Below are 20,878 nucleotides of genomic sequence, written 5' to 3' on the forward strand. Positions count from 1 at the left end.
GTGGAGGTCGCGCACTACCCTCGAACCATGTCCGGACCGGCCGCCAGCGTGATCGAACGCTTCCTCGATCACCTCAGCGCAGAACGTGAGCGTTCGCCCCACACAGTGCGTGCGTACGCGGGCGACTTGGAAAGCCTGCGCCATCACCTCGACGAGGTGGGCGTCGGCTTCTGGGGCGATCTCACACTCACCCACCTGCGCGGATGGCTCGCGGGCGTCAGTGAGAGCGGCGCATCACGCACGACGGTGGCCCGCCGGGTCTCGAGCGCGCGCACCTTCTGTCGGTGGGCGAAGAAGCAGGGCGTCATGGCGACGGATCCGTCGCTTCGGCTCACGGCGCCGAAGCGGCACGCGTCGCTGCCGGACGTGCTGCAGGCGTCGCAAGCCGCGCAGATCCTCGACGCCGCGCGCGACAGAACGAGTGCTGGAGGTACCGGGGAGACGCGCTCCAGCGATGCAGCCGAGAGGGCGGGCGGCGAGAGCGATCCGACGACGCGCGCCGTGGCGCTCCGTGACGCCGCCGTCCTCGAGCTCCTCTACGCCACGGGGATGCGCGTCGGTGAACTCGTGGCTCTCGACGAAGCAAGCCTCGACGAGACGAATCGACTCGTCCGTGTCATGGGCAAGGGTCGCAAGGAACGCATGGTGCCCTACGGCGCGCCGGCCGAAACGGCGTTGCGCCTCTGGCGATCGACGGGGCGTCCCACGCTCGCGCAAGCCGCCTCCGGCAAGGCTCTGTTTCTCGGCGTGCGCGGCGGGCGCATCGACCAGCGCCAGGTGCGCAGCATCGTCCACGCCGCCACGTCCGCCGTCGAGGGAGCACCCGATCTCGCGCCCCACGGTCTGCGCCACAGTGCCGCGACGCACCTCGTCGAGGGCGGCGCCGACCTGCGAACGGTGCAGGAGTATCTCGGGCACGCCTCATTGTCGACGACGCAGATCTACACCCACGTGTCGGCTGAGCGTCTGCGCGCGGGCTACGTCCAGGCGCACCCACGGGCCTGATCACCGCTCACAGCGGCGGCAGCAGTACGGGCCGAATGCCCGAGACCAGCGTCAGTGGGTCGCGGTAGGCGTCCTTGGCCACCTTGTACCCCCAGTGCAGGCAGCGTTTCTCGCAGTGACCGCCGGAAGTGATCTCGCCGATCACCTGGCCTCTGCTCACGTGGTCGCCACGCTCGACGTCCGCCGCCACCGGCTCGTACGTCGTGTCGAACCCCTCCGGATGGCGCAGCGTGATGACCGGACGTCCCGCGATCGTGCCGACGAACGTCACAGTGGCGTCCGAGGGCGCCTTGACCGACGTGCCTGGCGTCGTCGCAAGGTCGACACCGCGGTGGCCCGCACCCCACTTCACCTCGGGAGGGTCGAACCGCCGCGTCACGACGTGCGGGTCGACAGGCCAGGCAAACCGCTCGGACGGAGCAACGGCGTCGCGCGTCGGGGAGCTGCTCTGAGCCGCGGGCACAGGCGCCCGAGTGGGCGGTGACGCTGCTGCGTTGCTCGCGAGGAGCACGACGACGCCGCCGACGAGCGCAGGACGAAGGCGGGCAGGTGACATGCCCTCAGCTTCGATTGCCTGCCCTGCTCACCGGCAGCTGAGCAACTGGTGCCCTGTGGAAATGTCTGTTCGAGAGGCCCCTCAGGCCCGCTGGCCGTACGTGTCCACAAGCCGCCTCACGGCTTCGTCGATCGTGGAACGCTTCTTGCAGAACGCGAAACGCATGACACTCGCCATGCCGCTCGCCTCGGCGTCGTCACAGAACACGGACGCCGGAACAGCAACCACGCCCGCCGCCTCCGGCAGCTCCAGCGCGTATTGCTCAGCGTCCGTGACGCCGTGCGGAGCGGCATCAGCGAGGACGAAGTAGCCACCCTGCGGGAGGACGATGTCGAAGCCGGCAGCGCGCAGGCCGTCGGCGAGCACGTCACGTCGAAGCGCCATGTCCTCGCGCAAGCCGGTGAAGAAATGGTCGGACATCTCAAGACCCGACGCGATGCCGAGCTGCAGGGGAGTGCCGGTACCGAAGGTGACGTACTGCTTCGCCCCGTTGACGACGGCGACGAGGTCGGCCGGGCCGGTGACCCAGCCGATCTTCCAGCCCGTCGTGTTGAACGTCTTGCCGCCCGAGCCGAAGGTGAGGGTTCGCTCGGCCATGCCCGGCAGCGTCGCCATCGGCACGTGCTCGTGGGGCGCGAAGGCCAGGTGCTCGTACACCTCGTCGCACATGACGATCGCGTCGTGACGCGTCGCGAGTTCGCCGATGAACGCGAGCTCCTCGCGGGTGAACACCTTGCCCGTCGGGTTGTGCGGCGTGTTGAGCAGCACGACGGCCGTGCGCTCGCTGAAGGCCGCTTCGAGGGCGGCCTCGTCGACGGCGAAGTCGGGGAAACGCAGCGGCACCGTTCGGCGCACACCGCCGGCGCGCTCCACCATGGCGGCGTACGAGTCGTAGTACGGCTCGAACATGACGACCTCGTCGCCGGGGGAGACGAGGCTAAGCACCGACGCCGCAATGGCCTCGGTGGCGCCGGTCGTCACGAGGATCTCGGACGCCGGGTCGAGCTCGATCCCGTACCACCGCTGCTGGTGCCGGGCGATGGCGGCGAGCAGTTCGCCGGTGCCCCGCGCCGGCGGATACTGGTTGTGGCCACCGTTGATCGCCTCGATCGCGGTGTCGCGCACCGTGGCGGGGCCGTCGGAGTCGGGGAAGCCCTGGCCGAGGTTGACCGCGCCGGTCTCGGTGGCCAACTGAGTCATCCGGGCGAAGATCGTTCCGCCCGCGGGAGCAGTGATGGAAGAGCGCTTTCCGGTCATCGCCTCACCGTAGCCGACCGGCATTCGGGCCGATTTCTTGGCGGGGCAACCCAACCGGTAGGCTGGAGGCACGTCTTGTGTGTCCACGTTCGGATGCGTTCACTCGCCCCGGTGGGTTGACGAAGAGGAGCGAGGCTCACGAGACGAATTCGCGTGACCTTCTTTGCGACGGCGCGACCCGGTAACGGGCCGCGCGTGAAGCGAGGTCGACGTCCAGCAGTCCGACACCGTGAACCTCTGCGAGGGGAATGGGGCCGGCGGCCGTCGATCGGGTCACCAGGGCAGCAATCCGGCTGCAAGAACTGAAACCTCTAATGAAAGGGGACTTCGGCATGGCCGTCGTCACCATGCGCCAGCTCCTCGAGAGCGGCGTCCACTTCGGACACCAGACCCGTCGTTGGAACCCGAAGATGAAGCGCTTCATCATGACGGAGCGCAACGGCATCTACATCATCGACCTGCAGCAGTCGCTGACCTACATCAACGACGCCTACGAGTTCGTCAAGCAGACGGTCGCCCACGGCGGCACGATCCTGTTCGTCGGCACCAAGAAGCAGGCTCAGGAGTCCATTGCCGAGCAGGCCACCCGCGTCGGCATGCCGTACATCAACCACCGTTGGCTCGGCGGTATGCTCACCAACTTCCAGACGATCAGCAAGCGCCTGACGCGTCTGAAGGAGCTCGAGACCCTCGACTTCGACAACGTTGCCGGCTCCGGCTACACGAAGAAGGAGCTCCTGCTCCTCTCGCGTGAGAAGGCCAAGCTCGAGCTCGTCCTCGGCGGTATCCGTGAGATGAGCAAGGTTCCCTCCGCCGTGTGGATCGTCGACACGAAGAAGGAGCACCTCGCGGTTGACGAGGCCCGCAAGCTCGGCCTCCCCGTCATCGCGATCCTCGACACCAACTGTGACCCCGACGAGGTCGACTACAAGATCCCGGGCAACGACGACGCGATCCGCTCCGTGACGCTGCTGACGCGTGTCATCGCCGACGCCGTTGCCGACGGTCTCATGGCTCGCTCGCAGGGCAAGGCGGGCGACGCCGCCACGACCAACGAGCCGATGGCCGAGTGGGAGCGCGAGCTTCTCGCCTCCGAGGACGCCGCTGCGAAGACCGACACCGAGACGGGCGCCACGTCCGTCAAGGAAGCTGCTGACTCGACGGCCGCCGCCGCGACGAAGGACCCGGCCGAGGCCGCTGCTCTGGCCAAGGCCGAGGAGAAGCAGGCTCAGGCCATCGCCGACTCGCAGGCCTGATTTTCCAGACCTTCACCGCTTCGTCATCCGCCCGCCGTCGCTCTCGACCAGAGTGACGGCGGGCGGGTGACCGAGCACCACCACAGCATTCTTTCGACTCACCGAGGAGCGAAAAACATGGCGAACTACACCGCCGCTGACATCAAGGCGCTGCGCGAAGCAACCGGCGCCGGAATGATGGACGTCAAGAAGGCTCTCGACGAGGCCGAGGGCGACAAGGCCAAGGCCACCGAGATCCTTCGCGTGAAGGGCCTCAAGGGCGTCACGAAGCGTGAGGGCCGCTCGGCCTCCAACGGCCTCGTGACGGCCAAGGTCGAGGGTGGCGTCGGCACCCTCGTCGAGATCAACTGCGAGACGGACTTCGTCGCCAAGGGCGACAAGTTCATCACCCTCGCCGACCAGGTCCTCGCGCAGGCCGTTGCCGTCAAGGCGACGAACGCCGAGGAACTGCTCAAGTCGGACATGAACGGCCAGAGCGTCGAGGACGTCCTCAACGAAGCCAACGCCACGATCGGCGAGAAGATCGTCGTCAACCGCGTCGGTCGCCTCGAGGGCGACGTCGTCGTCTCCTACCTGCACAAGACGAGCCCGGACCTCCCGGCTCAGATCGGTGTTCTGGTGGCCGGTTCCGGCGACGAGACGACGCTGCGTGACATCGCGATGCACACGGCCGCGTTCTCCCCCTCGGTTCTCACGCGTGACGAGATCGACGCTGACGTCGTCGAGAACGAGCGTCGCGTCGCGGAGGCCACGGCCAAGGAGGAGGGAAAGCCGGAGGCTGCTCTGCCGAAGATCATCGAAGGCCGTGTCAACGGTTACTTCAAGGAGAACGTGCTGCTCGAGCAGCCGTTCGCCAAGGACGCCAAGAAGTCGGTCGCCAAGGTGGCCGAGGAGGCCGGTGCAGAGGTGAAGGGCTTCCTTCGCTTTAAGGTCGGCGTCTGACAAGCAGGAGGCGAAGGTTGTCGACGTGGCGAGCGCTAGCGAGCTTTGTCGGCGGCCGAAGCCGAGTGCGCAGTCAGACGCCAGAAAAAATAGCGTCTGACTGGTGACCGTACAGACTCAGCCCGCTCCCAGCCCACGCGGCAGGGAGCGGGCTTTGTCGTGCCCAGTGCTCAACCCCACCCGCTACCGTGACCCCATGACCAACCTCACGGCTGAGCTCCCCGCTTCTGTCACCCGCATCGACGGCCTCGGCGGCGGCGATGCTCTGCGGGTCGACGGCCTCCGCTCGTCGGGTGTGGTTCAGCTGCACGGAGCGCACGTCACGAGTTTCGTCCCGGTCGGTGGGGACGAGATGTTGTGGATGAGCCCTCTCGCGAAGGCGGGCGCGTCGGCGATCCGTGGTGGCGTGCCGGTCTGTTTCCCCTGGTTCGGGTCGGGTGTTTCGGGTGAGATGAAGCCGTCGCACGGTCCGGCGCGTGTGGTGCCGTGGCGTCTCGTGGAGGCGGACGACGATGCGGAGACCGTGCGGTTGCACTTCGAGTTGTCGCATGCCGATGTCGCGGGTGCCCCGGGCGGTGACCACTGGCCGGAGGGGCTCGTGACACGCTACGTGGTCACCTTCGGGGAAGCCTTGGCCCTCGAGCTGGGCGCCGTCAACGAGGGCTCCGTGGACGTCACGGTCGAGGCGGCCCTGCACACCTACCTCAGGGTCGCCGACGTGCGGCAGGTCGCCGTCGAGGGCGCCGAGGGTGCCTCGGTGCTCGACCAGCTCACAGGGCGCACCCACACCCAGGACGGTGCCGTCGTGTTCGACGGTGAGGTCGACTCGATCGTCCACCTCGAGGACGCCCCGTTGCGCCTGGTGTCGCGTGACGACGCCGCACGCAGCCTGCTGACGTTGACCCGCGAGGGCAGCGGTGACGTCGTCGTCTGGAATCCGCACATCGAGAAGGCCTCGGCCATGGGCGACGTCCCCGACGACGCGTGGCCAGGCTTCGTCTGCCTCGAAACGGCGAACGTGCGCGACAACGCCGTCACCTTGGCGCCCGGAACCTCCCGCACCATGCGGGCCACCTATGCGCCGGGGGAGTGACGCTCGTTTCCGCTGGCCGTGACGCGTGTGAAAGTATTGCTCGACGCATGTCCGAGAGCCTGCCAGGAGGCGAAATGAGCGACATTCCGAGCGGTCAGCCGGTCACCGGCGAGACGCGCACCCCCTACACGCGAGTGCTGCTCAAGCTCTCGGGCGAGGTCTTCGGCGGCGGAAGTGTCGGCGTCGACCCGGAGGTCGTGCGTGCGATCGCCCGTCAGATCGCTCCGGCCGTCCGCTCCGGCGTCCAGGTCGCGGTCGTCGTCGGTGGAGGCAACTTCTTCCGCGGCGCCGAACTGCAGCAGAAGGGCATGGACCGCAGCCGCGCCGACTACATCGGCATGCTCGGCACCGTGATGAACTGCCTCGCTCTTCAGGACTTCCTGGAGAAGGAGAACATCGAGACGCGCGTGCAGTCCGCCATCGAGATGACGCAGGTCGCGGAGCCGTATATCCCGCGCCGCGCGATCCGTCACATGGAGAAGGGCCGCGTCGTCATCTTCGGCGCGGGTGCAGGCATGCCGTTCTTCTCCACCGACACCGTCTCGGCCCAGCGTGCGCTCGAGACGCACTGTGACGCCGTGCTCGTCGCGAAGAACGGCGTCGACGGCGTCTACTCCGATGACCCGCGCAAGAACCCCGAAGCGGTCAAGCTCGACACCGTCACGCACGCGGACGCCCTGGCGCGCGGTCTCAAGATCGTCGACGCCGCCGCGTTCAGCCTGTGCATGGAGAACAAGCTGCCCATGGTCGTGTTCGGCATGGAAGGCGAAGGCAACATCACCCGCGCTCTGCAGGGTGAGAAGATCGGAACGTTGGTCGCCGCGTCCTGATTCGGGCGTGCGATCGAGAGAAACGACGAACGGAAGCGAAGCCATGGACATTGACGAGATCCTCCTCGAGGCCGAGGAGAAGATGGACAAGGCGATCGACGCCGCCAAGGAGGACTTCGCGTCCATCCGTACCGGCCGTGCGAACGCCGCCATGTTCAACCGACTGACGGTCGACTACTACGGCGCTCCGACGCCGCTGCAGCAGCTCGCGTCGTTCCAGACGCCCGAGGCGCGCACGATCCTCATCATTCCGTTCGACAAGTCGGCCATCTCCGAGATCGAGAAGACGCTGCGCGACTCCGACCTCGGCGTGAACCCGAGCAACGACGGCAACCAGATCCGCTGCATCCTGCCCGCCCTCACCGAGGAGCGCCGCAAGGACTACATCAAGATGGCCAAGGACAAGGCCGAGAACGGCCGCGTCAGCGTCCGCAACGTGCGCCGCAAGGCGAACCAGGACATCGACAAGCTGGTCAAGGACAAGGAGATCGGCGAGGACGAGGGCGCACGCGCCGAGAAGGACCTCGACGCTCTGACGAAGAAGCGTGTCGACACGATCGACGCGCTCCTCAAGGGCAAGGAATCCGAGCTTCTCGAGGTCTGACCCCGAGTTCGTGCTCGAAAGCCCGATGCCTGCATCAGCAACACCACCGAACCCGCCGCCACCCGGCGCGGGGTCGGTTGCTGCGCCCGCATCGGCTCCGAAGAAGAACAAGGCCGGCCGTGACCTGCGGGCCGCAGTGTTGGCTGCGCTCGTTCTCGGCGGGCTCGTGCTCGTGTCGCTGTTCGTCCGCAAGGAGCTGTTCGTCGTCCTCGCGACGACGGCGTCGGTGATCGGCACGCACGAGCTGCTACGGGTCATGCCGTCGGGCCACTTCCGCCCCTCCTGGGCGCCGACGCTCGTCGCGGCGGCCGTCATTCCCGTGGCGGCCTACGTCATGGGTCCGTCGGCCATGCTGGCCGCGCTCGTCGGCAGCGTGCTCGTGTTCATCCTGTGGGGGGCGCTCGCCAACAAGGACGCCGCCGACACGGCGGCGGCCGCGTTCATCGCCCTCTACGTCCCGGCACTCGTGTCGTTCGCGATGATGCTCCTCCATGCTCCGGACGGCGTGAGCCGCATCATCGTCTTCATCCTCGTGACGATCAGCAGCGACATCGGCGGGTACGCCGCCGGCGTCATGTTCGGCAAGCACCCGATGGCACCTACCGTCAGCCCGAAGAAGTCCTGGGAGGGCTTCGCCGGGTCATGGGCGAGCTGCGTCGTCGTGGGCGTGCTCTCGGTGACGCTCGTGCTCCACGCTCCCTTCTGGGTGGGCATCCTGCTCGGCTCGGCTGTCGTCGTGGCCGCGACGGCCGGCGACCTGTGCGAGTCGATGATCAAGCGCGACCTCGGCATCAAGGACATGAGCAACCTCATCCCCGGCCACGGCGGCCTCATGGACCGCCTCGACTCGCTCGTGCTCGCCGCGCCCGTGACGTGGGCCGTGCTCACCGCGTTCGCCGCGTGATCCCAGCGAAGGAGACCTTCGATGACCACTGACCTTCCCACCCCCACAACCCGGCCGGCGCCGGGGCAGCTGACGTTCACCGCACCCCGCCGGGGCAAGCCGCCGCAGCACCTCGCCGACTTCGACCTCGCCGGTCGTCAGGCGTTCGCGAAGGAGCTGGGGCTTCCGGCCTTCCGCGCCAAGCAGGTCTCGACGCACTACTTCGAGCGGTTCGTCGCCGACCCGGCCGAGATGACGGATCTGCCGAAGGCCGGCCGCGAGGAGATCGTCTCGGGTCTCATGCCGCCGCTGCTCACGAGCGTCAAGACGCTCGTCGCCGACGGCGGCAACACGCTCAAGCAGGTCCACCGCCTCCACGACGGTGCGCTCGTCGAGAGCGTCATCATGCGTTACCCGGGCCGCGTCACCATGTGCATCTCGAGCCAGGCCGGCTGCGGCATGAACTGCCCCTTCTGCGCCACGGGCCAGGAGGGCCTCACCCGCAACCTCTCGACGGCCGAGATCGTCGAGCAGGTCGTCGCCGGGGCCCGCCTCCTTCGTTCCGGCGAACTGCCCGGCCTCGAGGAGGAGGACCGCGAGCACCCGCTGCGCGTGAGCAACGTCGTGTTCATGGGCATGGGGGAGGCGCTCGCCAACTACCGCCGCGCCATCGACGCCATCAAGCGCCTCACGGCCCCGGCCCCCGAGGGCCTCGGCATGTCGGCGCGCGGCATCACGATGTCGACCGTCGGGCTGGCGCCGGCCATCGACAAGCTCGCCGCGGAAGGCATCCCGGTGACGTTGGCGCTCTCGCTCCATGCGCCCGACGACGAACTGCGCAACGAACTCGTGCCCATCAACACGCGCTGGAGCGTCGACGAGGCGCTGGATGCGGCCTACCGCTACTTCAAGACCACCGGTCGGCGCGTCAGCATCGAGTACGCCCTCATCAAGGACATCAACGACCAGGGCTGGCGCGCTGACCTGCTCGCCAAGAAGCTCAACGCGCGCGGCAAGGGCTGGGTGCACGTCAACCCGATTCCGCTCAACCCGACGCCGGGGTCGAAGTGGACGGCGTCGCGCAAGGGCGTCGAGCAGAACTTCGTCGAGCGCCTGCGCGCCGGGGGTATCCCGACGACGGTGCGTGACACCCGCGGTTCCGACATCGACGGCGCGTGCGGTCAGCTGGCCGCGAGCACGGCCTGAGTCACGCGGATCATCCCGCGAGCCGCGCTGAGGAAGGCTCGCGAGACGCCTTCCCGGCCATAGCCGGGCCGAGGTTACGCTGACCCGCAACCTCGTCAGATCGATCGAAGAAGACCCCATGAGCGAAGCCGGACGCGAGTTCGTCCTCACCGTCAGCTGCCCCGACCGCACCGGCATCACGCATGCCGTCTCCGGGGTGGCGCTTGAGAACGACCTGTCGATCGCCGACAGCCAGCAGTTCGCCGACCCGACGTCGGGGGAGTTCCACCTGCGTATGCACCTCACGCGCCAGGGGGAGCCCACGGATGTCGAGACGGTGCGGGAGTCGTTCGCGCGCGTCGTCGAGGAGTTCGACATGACGCTCGGTTTGCACGACGCCAGCGAACGTCAGCGGGTCGTGCTCATGGTGAGCAGGCAGGGGCACTGCCTCAACGACCTGTTGTTCCGTGTCTCCACGGGGCAGCTGCCCATCGACGTCGTCGCCATCGTGAGCAACCACGAGGACTTCCGGGGCGTCGCCGAGTGGTACGGGCTGCCGTTCCACCACGTGCCGGTGACGAAGGAGACCAAGCCGCAGGCCGAGGCGGAGCTCTTGCGCATCATCGAGGAGACGAAGGCCGACACGGTCGTGCTCGCGCGGTACATGCAGGTGCTCTCGGAGGACCTGTGCGCGCGCCTGTCAGGGCGCGTCATCAACATCCACCACTCGCTCCTGCCGAGCTTCAAGGGCGCCAAGCCGTACACGCAGGCGCACGAGCGCGGCGTCAAGGTGATCGGTGCGACGGCGCACTACGTGACGGCGGACCTCGACGAGGGGCCGATCATCGAGCAGGACTTCCGCCGCGTCGACCACCGCATGACGCCCGCCCAGCTGTCGACCGCGGGTCAGGAACTCGAGGCGATGGCGCTGGCGCGTGCTCTCATGTGGCACGTCGAACACCGCGTGGTACTGCGCGGACGCCGTACCGTCGTCTTCGCCTGATCGCTCGTCACGTCAGGCCCGCGCGAGCACGATGTCGAGCGCCTCACCCGGCGTCTCGACGAGGCGCAGGTGTTCGGCGAATCGCTTGCCTTCGCTCAGCGCTGTGAGCGCCGGCCACACCGGAACCTTCTCGGTCCACTGCCGCTGCCCGACCAGGACGAGGTCGGGCAGCGGCGCGTCGTCGGGGGCGTAGTAGAGCGGCGTGACGCTCTGGAAGATCTCCTGCACCGTGCCGGCTGCGCCCTCGAGGACGACGACCGCGTCGTTCGAACCCGCGAGGAGGTCGTCCTCGCGCAGCGCGTTGGAGAAGTACTTGGCGATGGCATCACCGAACACGTTGGGCGGCTCGTGGCCGTAGAACCACGTCGGGATGCCGACGCTGCGCAGGTCGTCGCCCGAGCCGAGCAGCTCCTTCGCGCGGAATCCTGCGCTCGCCCACGCGCCGATGTCGGGGCGGAACGAGGGCACCTGCGCCACGACATCGAGGGCCTCGTCGAGTCGCCCCGTGCGATCCGCGGCGCCGAGGTTGGCCGCCTCCATCGCGCCCGGCCCGCCGCCGGTCAGAACGACGAGGCCTGCGTCCGCGAGACGCCGCGCAAGGTGCGCGATCTCCAGGAAGGCAGCCTCGTCACGTGACATCGCGTGCCCACCCATGATGCCGACCGTGCGCCGACCGTCGAGGGCCTCCTGGAGCGCGTCGCGCATCGAGTCGTCGTGGAGCGCTCGCAGCGCCGTCGCGTAGGCGTCGTGACGGGCCGCGCAGTCACCGAACCACGCGTAGGCGCGGGCGTCGGGAGTCGCCTCGTACCCGGACGGCTCCAGGCCGTCGTACAGCTCGGTGGGGGAGTAGAGCGCGTGACGATAGGCGTCCACCGGCGCGCCGGGGTCCGCCGGAAAGATGATGGCGCCCCGGCGCGTGAGATCCATGGCGAGATCGCCCGGTACCTGACCGCCCAGCACGACGAGGCCGTCGAAGCGGTCCGCCGCCTCGCGCAGGCGGGTGCCGGCCGAACCGCTCAGGTCGACGTTCTGAAGTCGGAAGCCGTCGAGGCTGACGGAACCGTCGAGGGCCTCGTCGAGCTCGGCCGCCGAATGGATTTCGCGAAGCATGCGCCAACCTTGGCACAAACGTCGGAATGAACTCACGCGTAACCCGTTGGCGGCGGGCAGGATGTGTTCATGGCCGACAACGATGTGACCTACGCCGAGACGTACCAGCGCAGCATCGACGACCCCGAGGGCTTCTGGCTCGAGGCTGCCCGGGGCGTCGACTGGATCTCGCCGCCGAAGCAGGCGCTCGATTCGAGCAGCGCCCCGCTCTACCGCTGGTTCCCCGGGGCCCGGCTCAACACCTGTTACAACGCGCTCGACCGTCACGTCATCGCAGGCAATGCCGACGAGCTCGCGCTCATCCACGACAGCGCCGTGACCGGCGAGGTGCGCACCTTCACGTACGCGCAGCTCCTCGATGAGGTGGCCCGTGCGGCCGGTGTGCTCCAGGCCCTCGGCGTGGAGAAGGGCGACCCCGTCGTCATCTACATGCCGATGATCCCCGAGGCGGTCATCTCGATGCTCGCGTGCGCCCGCGTCGGCGCCGTGCACTCCGTGGTGTTCGGTGGCTTCGCGGCATCCGAGCTCGCTGCCCGCATCGACGACGCGCAGCCGAAGGTCGTCCTGTCGGCCAGCTGCGGCGTCGAGCGCACACGCATCGTCGAGTACAAGCCGATGCTGGACGCCGCCCTCGAGAAGGCGACGCACGAGGTGTCCCACTGCGTCATCGTCCAGCGCCCGCAGTACGAGGCCGAGATGGGCGAGCGCGACTTCGACTGGGAGAAGGTCATGGCGCCGGGCGCGGTGCAGCCCGCCGGGTGCGTCGCCGTCGAGGCCACCGATCCGCTCTACGTGCTCTACACCTCCGGAACCACCGGTCGCCCCAAGGGCATCGTGCGCGACAACGGCGGTCACGCCGTGGCGCTCACGTGGTCGATGGCGAACATCTACGGCATGCGCACCGGCGACGTCTGGTTCACGGCAAGCGACGTCGGCTGGGTCGTGGGGCACTCCTACATCGTCTACGCGCCGCTCTTCGCGGGCCTCGCCACAGTGCTCTACGAGGGCAAGCCGGTGGGCACGCCCGACGCCGGAGCTTTCTGGCGCGTCATCGAGCAACACAAGGTGGCGGGCCTGTTCACCGCCCCCACCGCCATTCGGGCCATCAAGAAGGAAGACCCGAACGCGGAGCTCCTTGCCGAACGAGACATCTCGACGCTTCGGACGCTGTTCCTCGCGGGCGAACGCCTCGACCCCGACACCTACACGTGGGCGCGCGAGAAGCTCGGCGTTCCCGTCGTCGACAACTGGTGGCAGACCGAGACCGGCTGGCCGATCGTGGCGAACCCCACGGGCATCGAGACCTTCGAGGCCAAGCCCGGTTCGGCGACGAAGCCCAGCCCGGGATACGACGTCCAGGTGCTCTCCCCGGACGGAGCGGTGCTCGAGCCGAACACCGAGGGCGCCGTCTGCATCAAGCTGCCGCTTCCCCCGGGCACGCTGCCGACGCTGTGGCAGGACGACGAGCGCTACGTCAGTTCCTACCTGTCCGCCTTCGACGGCTACTACCTCACCGGTGACGGCGGGTACATCGACGAGGACGGGTACGTGTGGATCATGGGCCGCACCGATGACGTGCTCAACGTCGCCGGTCACCGCCTCTCGACGGGTTCGCTCGAGGCGGCGCTCGCGGGGCACCCGGCCGTGGCCGAGTGCGCCGTCATCGGTGTGGCCGACCCGCTCAAGGGGCAGGTGCCGCGGGCCCTCGTCGTGCTCAAGTCGGGACGCGAGTTCAGCGACGCCGAGATCGAGACGCTCGTCGACGAACTGCGGACGCGGGTGCGTGACGAGGTGGGTGCACTCGCATCGCTGAGCGCGGTCGACGTCGTCCAGGCGCTGCCCAAGACCCGTTCGGGCAAGATCCTGCGCAAGACGATGCGCCAGATGGCCGACGGCGAGACGCCGCAGGTGCCGGGCACGATCGAGGACGCGGGCGTGCTGGACGCCCTGTCCGGAGTGCTCGGCCCCCGCGACGCCTGAGGCTCAGGCCAGCTTCGTCGCCGTGAGCGTGAAGTCGCGCGCCCGCAGGCGCTCGACGTAGGGCATGCCGAGCGCGACGGCGGGGGTGAGCACTCCGCCGTCCGCGCCGGTCGGCAGCTGCGGCAGGTCGCCTTCGGCCAGCGTGAGCGCGGCCTCGGCGAGCATGACGACGGTGGCGTTGTAGCCCGGGTCGCCCTGGGCGGCCACGATGCTGCGGTAGTGCGCGCCCGTCGTCGTCGTGGTGCGAAGGTCCATCCGGAAGAACCCGTTGATGCGCGACTTCTCGTCCGGGCCGGTGCCCGGCTTCGGCACGAAACGCTCGACGACGGGGCGTGCCTTCTGGCTCGCGAGCGCGGTGAAACCGCCCGCGAGAGCGCCTGCGATGGCGAACGCGCGCACGCGGCCCTTGAGGCCGGCACCCGCCTTCATCACCTCGCGGTAGCGGAACGTCTTGCCGTAACCGTGGCCGAACAGCGCGTTGCTGCGGCGCACGATGCGCGTGTTGTACGAGGCCATGAGGAACGGCGCCGTCCACGCCTTGATGTCGTCGGAGTAGGCGATCTTGAGCGAGTCCTTGTACTCGCCCTTCGGCTCGCTGCTGCGTTCGGGGGAGAGGGAGAACTTGTCGCCCGCGATCTTGCGGCGCTCCGGCTGCGAGGCGATGTCGTCGGCCTGCTGCATGGCGGAGGCAACGGTGCCACCGCTCATGCCACCCTTCATCGAGGCGTAGACCGTCGTGTCCTCAAGTTCTCCGTCGCCGGCTTCGCGGGCGGCCTCGGCGGCGAGGAAGACCGACAGGTCGGAGGGCACCGAGTCGTAGCCGCACGAGTTGACGATGCGCGCGCCCGAGGCGCGAGCCGCCTCGTCGTAGTGGTCGATGCAGTCGCGGGCGAAGAGCACCTCGCCCGTGAGGTCGACGTAGTGCGTGCCCGAGTTCGCGCAGGCACCGACGAGCGGCAGGCCGTGGCGGGCGTACGGACCGACCGTCGAGATGACGACGCGTGTGCTCTCGGCGAGAGCTCGCAGCGACGCCTCGTCGTTCGAATCGGCCGCGACGATGCCCCATCCCGCGGCGTTCGCGCCGAGATTCTGACGAACCGTCTCAACTTTAGAGCGGGTGCGCCCGGCGAGGGCGATTCGGGTGCCGGCGGGTGCGTGGGCGGCCAGGTCTGCGGCTACGAGCTCCCCGACGAATCCTGTTGCGCCGAAAAGAATTACGTCGAATTCACGATCTGTTGAGGTCATGTCGTCGAGCCTACCGGCTCGCCTGCGGCGAGGCCGATCACCTCGTGATTCGTCTCAACTGGGAATCCGCCCGAGATGTGTGCCAATCTGTCCGCATGATGGATGGTGACGCATGGCACTGAGCGCATTCGAGCTCTATTCGATCGGAATCGGGCCCTCCTCCTCACACACCGTCGGCCCGATGAGGGCAGCCGCACGCTTCCTCGACGTCCTGCGAAGCGAAGGCCACTTCGACGACGCGGCCCGAGTGCAGGTCGAACTCTGCGGCTCGCTCGGGCAGACGGGCCACGGCCACGGTTCCGACAAGGCCGTCGTCCTCGGACTCATGGGGGAGGACCCGGAGACGGTCGACACCGACACTGCGGACGACCGCTTCCGTGAGGTCAAGGAGTCGCACCTCATCATGTTGGGCGGCACGCGCGAGCTTCCGCTCGACGACGAAGACCTCGTGCTGCACCGTCGCAAGACGCTGCCCGGTCACCCCAACGGCATGATCGCCCGCGCCCTCGACGACGCCGGGAACACCCTCGTCGAGCGCGTCTACTACTCCGTCGGCGGCGGCTTCGTCGTCGACGAGGACGCCCTCGGCGCCGACCGCGTCGTCCAGGACACGACGCAGGTCGAGTTCCCCTTCTCCACCGGCAAGGAACTGCTCGCCGTGTGTGAGCGCACGGGTCTGTCGATCAGCGACGTCATGCTGCGCAACGAACTCGCGTGGCGCTCCGCCGACGAGGTGCGCACCGGCATGCTGCACCTGTGGTCCGTCATGGACCAGTGCATCGAGAACGGCTTCTCCACCGAGGGCACGCTGCCCGGCGGCCTCAAGGTCCCACGCCGCGCCCCCGCGATCCGTCGCGCCCTCAACGCCCAGGTCGGCCCCGGCGACCACGTCGACCCGCTCGACATCATGGACTGGGTCAACCTGTTCGCCATGGCCGTCAACGAGGAGAACGCCGCCGGCGGCCGCGTCGTCACCGCACCGACGAACGGCGCCGCGGGCGTCATCCCCGCGGTGCTGAAGTACTACACGACCTTCGTGCGTGGCGCTGACGACGACGGCATCGTGCGCTTCATGCTCACCGCCGCCGCCATCGGCATCCTCTTCAAGGAGAACGCCTCCATCTCCGGCGCCGAGGTCGGCTGCCAGGGCGAGGTCGGCTCCGCCTGCGCCATGGCCTCCGGAGCGCTCTGCGAAGTTCTCGGCGGAAACCCGGAACAGGTCGAGAACGCCGCCGAGATCGGCATCGAACACAACCTCGGCCTCACGTGCGACCCCGTCGGCGGCCTCGTGCAGATCCCCTGCATCGAGCGCAACGCCATCGCAGCGGTCAAAGCCATCAACGCCGCGCGCCTGTCCAAGCGCGGCGACGGCAAACACACCGTCAGCCTCGACCAGGCCATGAAGACGATGCGCGAAACCGGCCGCGACATGAGCATCAAGTACAAGGAGACGGCCCGCGGCGGGCTCGCGGTGAACGTCATCGAGTGCTGAGTCCTCCCTTGCGCCGTCTTCCGGCCAGGCCCTAGGGGGCCTGTCTCGGTGCGACGGCGCTTCGGGCGTCTTCGCGACTGAGTGAGCGACCTTCCGCCTCGCAAGCTCGGCGGTCGGTTCGCTCACTCAGTCGCTCGACGGGTCCGCTTCCAGCGTGGTGCTGTTTCCGAAGAGTGTTGCGGCTTCCGTTCTTTGGCTGGCTATTTGTCCGCGGTCACGTTGTCCGCGGTTACGGACGAAGCTTGGGCTGCCAGCTGCTCCAAGGCCGCGAGGTGGCCGTTCAGGGCTTGGCGGCCCGCCTTCGTCAGCGTCACCCACGTCGTCGGCCGCTTGCCCTTCGCACCCTCGCGGCGCAGCGAAACGTAGCCCGCCTCCGACAGCGTCTTCAGGTGCTTGCTCAACACGCTGTCCGCCACGTCCAGATCCTCGCGCAGACCCTGGAACCCCGCGCTGGCGACCGGCGCCAACATGACGCAGATGCGCAACCGGATCGGCGCGTGAATCACCTCGTCGAACGCCGGCGTCACAGCGCTCAACGCGACGCCGCCTGCACGCCGCCCGAACGGATGCCGTCACGCAGAGCCTCGTCGACTCGTCGTCCCATGACGACCGTGGCAACGAACGCGACCGCCGCTGCGACGACGTTCACGCCGTAACTCCAGTCGAACGCGCCGCGCAGAACGGCTACAGCCATGCACGCGACGAGGACGACGACGTAGCCGATCCACCAGTGTCGCGCCGAGCCGCGTGCCTGGGCGGGACCGACCCACACGTTCGTTCGATCGCGGTAGGCCCGCACCAGAGCGCCCATGGTCGCTGCGGCGAGAAGGCACACCACGAGCATGACCGCCACGCCGGTGGGCGACGTGCCGAGACCCACGGCGAGGCACACGGCGGCAACGGCAAGGCCCAGCGTGGGGTGGTACCAGCGCGGCGTGACGAGACGATCGGCCGTGCGCTCACGCGTCAGCTGCACGTCCCGAAGGGCTTCCTGAGCTTCCATGTGATTTTCCATGGTGGAAAGTTTACCCCTGACTTTCCGATATGGAAAGTGTGTGCCTCGAAATCGGTGGTGCGCGGACGGCAGGCGTCGGCATCGTCGGTGGGGGATTGTCGGAGCCGTCCGTCACAATGGACGACGTGACAACGCAGCGCACCGTCTCCCTCCTCGGTTCCACCGGCTCGATCGGCACTCAGGCGTGCCAGATCGTCCGGGCCAACCCCGAGCGCTTCCGCATCGTCGCGCTCAGCGCGGGCGGACGCGACCTCGAGCTCGTCGCACAGCAGGCCGTCGAGTTCGACGTCGAACTCGTCGGCATCGCAGCGGGTGACCGGGCGAAGCTCGAGAGCCTCATCGCCGATGCCGCCCAGGCGACGGGCAAGCGCGCGGTCAGCCGTGTCGTCGTCGGTGACGACGCCTCCGTCCACGCGGCCGGTGTCGGAGCCGACGTCGTCCTCAACGGCATCACCGGTTCCATCGGCCTGCGCCCCACCGTCGCCGCCCTCGAAGCGGGCAGCACGTTGGCGCTCGCGAACAAGGAGTCGCTCATCGTTGGCGGCCCGATCGTCAAGAAGCTCGGGAAGCCCGGACAGATCGTTCCGGTCGACTCCGAGCACTCGGCCATCGCACAGTCGCTCACCTCCGGCGCCGCGCACGAGGTGCGCAAGCTCGTCGTCACCGCCAGCGGCGGCCCCTTCCGCGGCCTGTCGCGCGAGCAACTCGGCGACGTCACGCCCGAGCAGGCGCTCAAGCACCCCAACTTCGCCATGGGCAGGGTCATCACGACCAACTCGGCCACCCTCGTCAACAAGGGCCTCGAGGTCATCGAGGCGCACCTGCTCTTCGACATCCCCATCGAGCGGGTCGAGACGGTCGTGCACGCCCAGCAGTACATCCACTCGATGGTCGAGTTCCACGACGGCGCGGTTGTCGCTCAACTCGGTCTGCCGACGATGCTCGTGCCCATCGCCATGGGGCTCGACTGGCCGCACCGCATCCCTGACGTCGAAACGCCGATCGACTGGACCAAGGCCATGAACTGGACCTTCGAACCCCTCGACGACGAGGCGTTCCCCGCCGTGCGCCTCGCTCGTGAGGTCGGCGCCGCCGGGGCCACCTATCCGGCGGTCTACAACGCCGCGAACGAGGAGTGCGTCGAGGCCTTCCACGATCGGCGCATCGGGTTCCTCGACATCGTCGACACCGTGGAGAAGGTCGTCGGGCAACACACAGCAACGAGTGGTGAACTCGACGTCGACGGCGTCCTCGCCGCCGAGACGTGGGCACGAGCCGCAGCCCACGATGCAATCGACAAGGTGGCCCGCTGATGTTGTTCCTCGCCGGTGTGCTCTTCATGGTTGTGGGCGTCGCGCTCTCGATCGCCCTGCACGAATGCGGGCACATGCTGCCCGCGAAGAAGTTCGGCGTGCGCGTGCCGCAGTACATGATCGGCTTCGGCCCGACCATCTGGTCGCGCCACGGAAAGGAGACCGAGTACGGCATCAAGGGCATTCCGCTCGGTGGCTACGTGCGCATGATCGGCATGTATCCACCGAAGGCGGGCGATCCCGAAGGCACCGTGCGGGCTTCGTCGACCGGCCGCTTCACCCAACTCGCCGACGAGGTGCGTGAGCAGTCGTACGAGGAGATGCGCCCCGGCGACGAGAACCGGGTGTTCTACAAGCTCAAGACATGGCAGAAGGTCACGGTCATGTTCGGCGGGCCGTTCATGAACCTCGTCATCGCCGCCGTCGTGCTCGTCGTCATGGTCTCCGGCGTCGGCATGCCCAAGCTTGCCGGAACCAAGGTCACCTCGCTCACCACGTGTCTGACGAAGGTCGCCGACGGCGCGGAGTGCCCCGCCGGTCAGGAAGCACCGGCCGCCTCGAGCGGCATCAAGCTCGGTGACGAGATCGTCTCCGTCGCCGGTCAGAAGGTCTCGAGCAATCGCGACGCCACGCGCGTCATTCGGGAAAATGGCGACAAGCCCATTCCGTTCGTCGTGGAGCGTGACGGCAAGAACGTCACGCTCACCGTCACCCCGAAGACGACGAAGGTCGTCAAGCTCGACGCAAAGGGCGACCCCGTCACCGACGCCACCGGCAAGGACGTCATGGTCGACGCCGGATTCGTCGGGCTGTCGATCGGGCAGGTCACCCTTCAGCGCGACAACCCGGCGGCCGCAGTGCCGATGCTCGGCGAGAGCCTCAAGCAGACCGCCGGCGTCGTGCTCAACATTCCCTCCAAGATGCAGGGCGTCGCCAAGGCGGCGTTCGGTGACGAGGCGCGCGACCCGAACGGCCCGATCTCCGTCGTCGGTGTCACGCGCATCGCCGGTGATGTGGCGGAGTCGAAGCAGGTGGAGCTCGGGCAAAAGGTGCTCTTGCTGCTCAATCTCCTGGCCTCGCTCAACCTGGCGCTCTTCGTCTTCAACCTCATCCCGCTCATGCCCCTCGACGGTGGCCACATCGCGGGTGCCCTGTGGGAGGCGATCAAGCGCCCCATCGCCCGTGCTCGTGGGATCACCGGGCCGGTCTACGCCGACGTGACCAAGGCTCTGCCCATCGCGTACGCCGTCTCGATCCTGCTCATCGGTATGTCGGTGCTGCTCATCTACGCCGACGTCGTCAAGCCGATCACGTTCAACTGATCGGGACGTACCGCTCAGAAGTTGGCGTGCATCCGCCAGACGAGCACCTCGGTGACGTCGTCGCTCGTCGAACGCGCCGTGAGGGCGCCGGTCCACGAGCCGCGCACGGCATCCCCCTCACCGGCCTCGATCGAGGTGTCGACGTCGTCGGCCCTCACCTCGAGCGCGCCTCGCGTGACGTAGAGGTGCGTGTGCGGTGCCGCCGTGAACGACACCTCGCGACCGGGTAGAACCCTGGCGATGTCGAGTGCCACCCAGTGGTTGGCGATGGCGAGCCCCGGCTCCTCGCCCTCACGCCCGGACAGCGCGGTCACGACGCGGCCTTCCTGTGCGGCCTCGTCCAGCGCGTCGCTCAGGTGGCGCTGCATGTAGGCAGGTCGAAGGCGCGGGGTGTCCGGTGGCACCCACATCTGAACGACGCGCGCGGGGTCTGAGTCACTCGGGTTGAGTTCGGAGTGCAGGATGCCGGTGCCCGCGCTCATGCGCTGCATCGTGCCTGCGGTGAGGTGCGCGGTGTGACCGGCGGTGTCGGTGTGGCGTACCTCGCCCTCGACGACCCACGTGACGATCTCCATCTCGCTGTGGCGGTGCGGGTCGACGCCACCGCCCGGATCGATGATGTCGTCGTTGTGCACGAGGAGTGCGCCGTGCGCGTACCTGGCGAGGTCGAAGTTGCCCGCGAACGGGAAGGAGAAGCGCCCGAGCATCCCGTCGACGCGCTGCTCCGAGCGCTCACTCGCCGGGTACAGACGCATCAGCGGCTGAGGGGTCGTCACGTTCGGGCCAA

The 20,878-nt window shown here is 68.1% G+C and carries 20 protein-coding genes; 13 read left to right on the forward strand and 7 right to left on the reverse strand.

Annotated elements, in window-relative coordinates:
- The first annotated feature begins 27 nt into the window (after positions 1-27).
- The gene (locus IM689_RS04720) at positions 28-1,005 is read left to right on the forward strand and encodes a tyrosine recombinase XerC (RefSeq protein WP_193643092.1); all 978 of its coding nucleotides are present in this window, start codon (positions 28-30) and stop codon (positions 1,003-1,005) included.
- 7 nt (positions 1,006-1,012) lie between these two features.
- On the opposite strand, the gene IM689_RS04725 is transcribed toward IM689_RS04720, so the two are convergent.
- On the reverse strand, positions 1,013-1,561 hold the full coding sequence (locus tag IM689_RS04725; RefSeq protein WP_193643093.1) for a M23 family metallopeptidase: 549 nt from the start codon (positions 1,559-1,561) through the stop codon (positions 1,013-1,015).
- An 81-nt stretch (positions 1,562-1,642) separates the two neighbouring features.
- Entirely contained in the window at positions 1,643-2,818 is a 1,176-nt protein-coding gene (locus tag IM689_RS04730) for an aminotransferase class I/II-fold pyridoxal phosphate-dependent enzyme (RefSeq protein WP_129665230.1), read from the reverse strand.
- 332 nt (positions 2,819-3,150) lie between these two features.
- Here IM689_RS04730 and rpsB point away from each other — a divergent pair, with 332 nt between their 5' ends.
- The 8 genes from rpsB to purU all read left to right on the forward strand — a co-directional run bounded on the left by rpsB (position 3,151) and on the right by purU (position 10,614).
- Positions 3,151-4,074 (forward strand): 30S ribosomal protein S2, encoded by a 924-nt coding sequence (gene rpsB / locus IM689_RS04735; protein ID WP_193643094.1) that lies wholly within the window; start codon positions 3,151-3,153, stop codon positions 4,072-4,074.
- 117 nt (positions 4,075-4,191) lie between these two features.
- Positions 4,192-5,016 (forward strand): translation elongation factor Ts, encoded by an 825-nt coding sequence (gene tsf, locus IM689_RS04740; RefSeq protein ID WP_193643095.1) that lies wholly within the window; start codon positions 4,192-4,194, stop codon positions 5,014-5,016.
- A gap of 196 nt (positions 5,017-5,212) precedes the next feature.
- On the forward strand, positions 5,213-6,109 hold the full coding sequence (locus IM689_RS04745; protein WP_193643096.1) for a D-hexose-6-phosphate mutarotase: 897 nt from the start codon (positions 5,213-5,215) through the stop codon (positions 6,107-6,109).
- A gap of 74 nt (positions 6,110-6,183) precedes the next feature.
- Positions 6,184-6,939: a UMP kinase gene (pyrH, locus tag IM689_RS04750; RefSeq protein ID WP_047311994.1), complete on the forward strand. Its 756-nt coding sequence runs from the start codon at positions 6,184-6,186 to the stop codon at positions 6,937-6,939.
- 43 nt (positions 6,940-6,982) lie between these two features.
- Complete coding sequence (gene frr / locus IM689_RS04755) at positions 6,983-7,543, forward strand: ribosome recycling factor (protein WP_047311995.1); 561 nt, start codon at positions 6,983-6,985, stop codon at positions 7,541-7,543.
- A gap of 25 nt (positions 7,544-7,568) precedes the next feature.
- Positions 7,569-8,447 carry a phosphatidate cytidylyltransferase gene (locus tag IM689_RS04760; RefSeq protein WP_193643097.1) on the forward strand — a complete coding sequence of 293 codons (879 nt, stop codon included), beginning with the start codon at positions 7,569-7,571 and terminating at the stop codon, positions 8,445-8,447.
- Positions 8,448-8,468: 21 nt separating this feature from the next.
- Positions 8,469-9,632: a 23S rRNA (adenine(2503)-C(2))-methyltransferase RlmN gene (gene rlmN, locus IM689_RS04765; protein WP_047311997.1), complete on the forward strand. Its 1,164-nt coding sequence runs from the start codon at positions 8,469-8,471 to the stop codon at positions 9,630-9,632.
- Between the two features lie 118 nt (positions 9,633-9,750).
- The gene (purU, locus tag IM689_RS04770; RefSeq protein ID WP_047311998.1) at positions 9,751-10,614 is read left to right on the forward strand and encodes a formyltetrahydrofolate deformylase; all 864 of its coding nucleotides are present in this window, start codon (positions 9,751-9,753) and stop codon (positions 10,612-10,614) included.
- A 12-nt stretch (positions 10,615-10,626) separates the two neighbouring features.
- On the opposite strand, the gene IM689_RS04775 is transcribed toward purU, so the two are convergent.
- Positions 10,627-11,724, reverse strand: coding sequence for an LOG family protein (locus IM689_RS04775; protein ID WP_193643098.1), 1,098 nt, complete (start codon positions 11,722-11,724; stop codon positions 10,627-10,629).
- Between the two features lie 69 nt (positions 11,725-11,793).
- Here IM689_RS04775 and IM689_RS04780 point away from each other — a divergent pair, with 69 nt between their 5' ends.
- Entirely contained in the window at positions 11,794-13,704 is a 1,911-nt protein-coding gene (locus IM689_RS04780) for a propionyl-CoA synthetase (protein WP_193643099.1), read from the forward strand.
- Between the two features lie 3 nt (positions 13,705-13,707).
- Here IM689_RS04780 and IM689_RS04785 read toward each other — a convergent pair whose 3' ends face one another.
- Positions 13,708-14,949, reverse strand: coding sequence for a saccharopine dehydrogenase family protein (locus IM689_RS04785; RefSeq protein WP_193643100.1), 1,242 nt, complete (start codon positions 14,947-14,949; stop codon positions 13,708-13,710).
- A 112-nt stretch (positions 14,950-15,061) separates the two neighbouring features.
- On the opposite strand from IM689_RS04785, the gene IM689_RS04790 reads away from it, so the two are divergent.
- On the forward strand, positions 15,062-16,441 hold the full coding sequence (locus IM689_RS04790) for an L-serine ammonia-lyase (RefSeq protein WP_193643101.1): 1,380 nt from the start codon (positions 15,062-15,064) through the stop codon (positions 16,439-16,441).
- Positions 16,442-16,641: 200 nt separating this feature from the next.
- On the opposite strand, the gene IM689_RS04795 is transcribed toward IM689_RS04790, so the two are convergent.
- Positions 16,642-16,968 (reverse strand): transcriptional regulator, encoded by a 327-nt coding sequence (locus tag IM689_RS04795; RefSeq protein ID WP_193643102.1) that lies wholly within the window; start codon positions 16,966-16,968, stop codon positions 16,642-16,644.
- Positions 16,969-16,973: 5 nt separating this feature from the next.
- The gene (locus tag IM689_RS04800) at positions 16,974-17,456 is read right to left on the reverse strand and encodes a hypothetical protein (RefSeq protein WP_193643103.1); all 483 of its coding nucleotides are present in this window, start codon (positions 17,454-17,456) and stop codon (positions 16,974-16,976) included.
- Positions 17,457-17,572: 116 nt separating this feature from the next.
- Here IM689_RS04800 and dxr point away from each other — a divergent pair, with 116 nt between their 5' ends.
- Positions 17,573-18,769: a 1-deoxy-D-xylulose-5-phosphate reductoisomerase gene (dxr, locus tag IM689_RS04805; RefSeq protein WP_193643104.1), complete on the forward strand. Its 1,197-nt coding sequence runs from the start codon at positions 17,573-17,575 to the stop codon at positions 18,767-18,769.
- The gene (locus IM689_RS04810) at positions 18,769-20,091 is read left to right on the forward strand and encodes a M50 family metallopeptidase (protein ID WP_193643105.1); all 1,323 of its coding nucleotides are present in this window, start codon (positions 18,769-18,771) and stop codon (positions 20,089-20,091) included. Before dxr ends, IM689_RS04810 begins: the two co-directional genes overlap by 1 nt.
- A gap of 14 nt (positions 20,092-20,105) precedes the next feature.
- On the opposite strand, the gene IM689_RS04815 is transcribed toward IM689_RS04810, so the two are convergent.
- Positions 20,106-20,867, reverse strand: coding sequence for a pirin family protein (locus IM689_RS04815; protein ID WP_193643106.1), 762 nt, complete (start codon positions 20,865-20,867; stop codon positions 20,106-20,108).
- Positions 20,868-20,878 lie beyond the last annotated feature (11 nt).

Origin of the sequence: Dermacoccus barathri (genome assembly GCF_015070805.1) — a bacterium.
Taxonomy (GTDB): domain Bacteria; phylum Actinomycetota; class Actinomycetes; order Actinomycetales; family Dermatophilaceae; genus Dermacoccus; species Dermacoccus abyssi.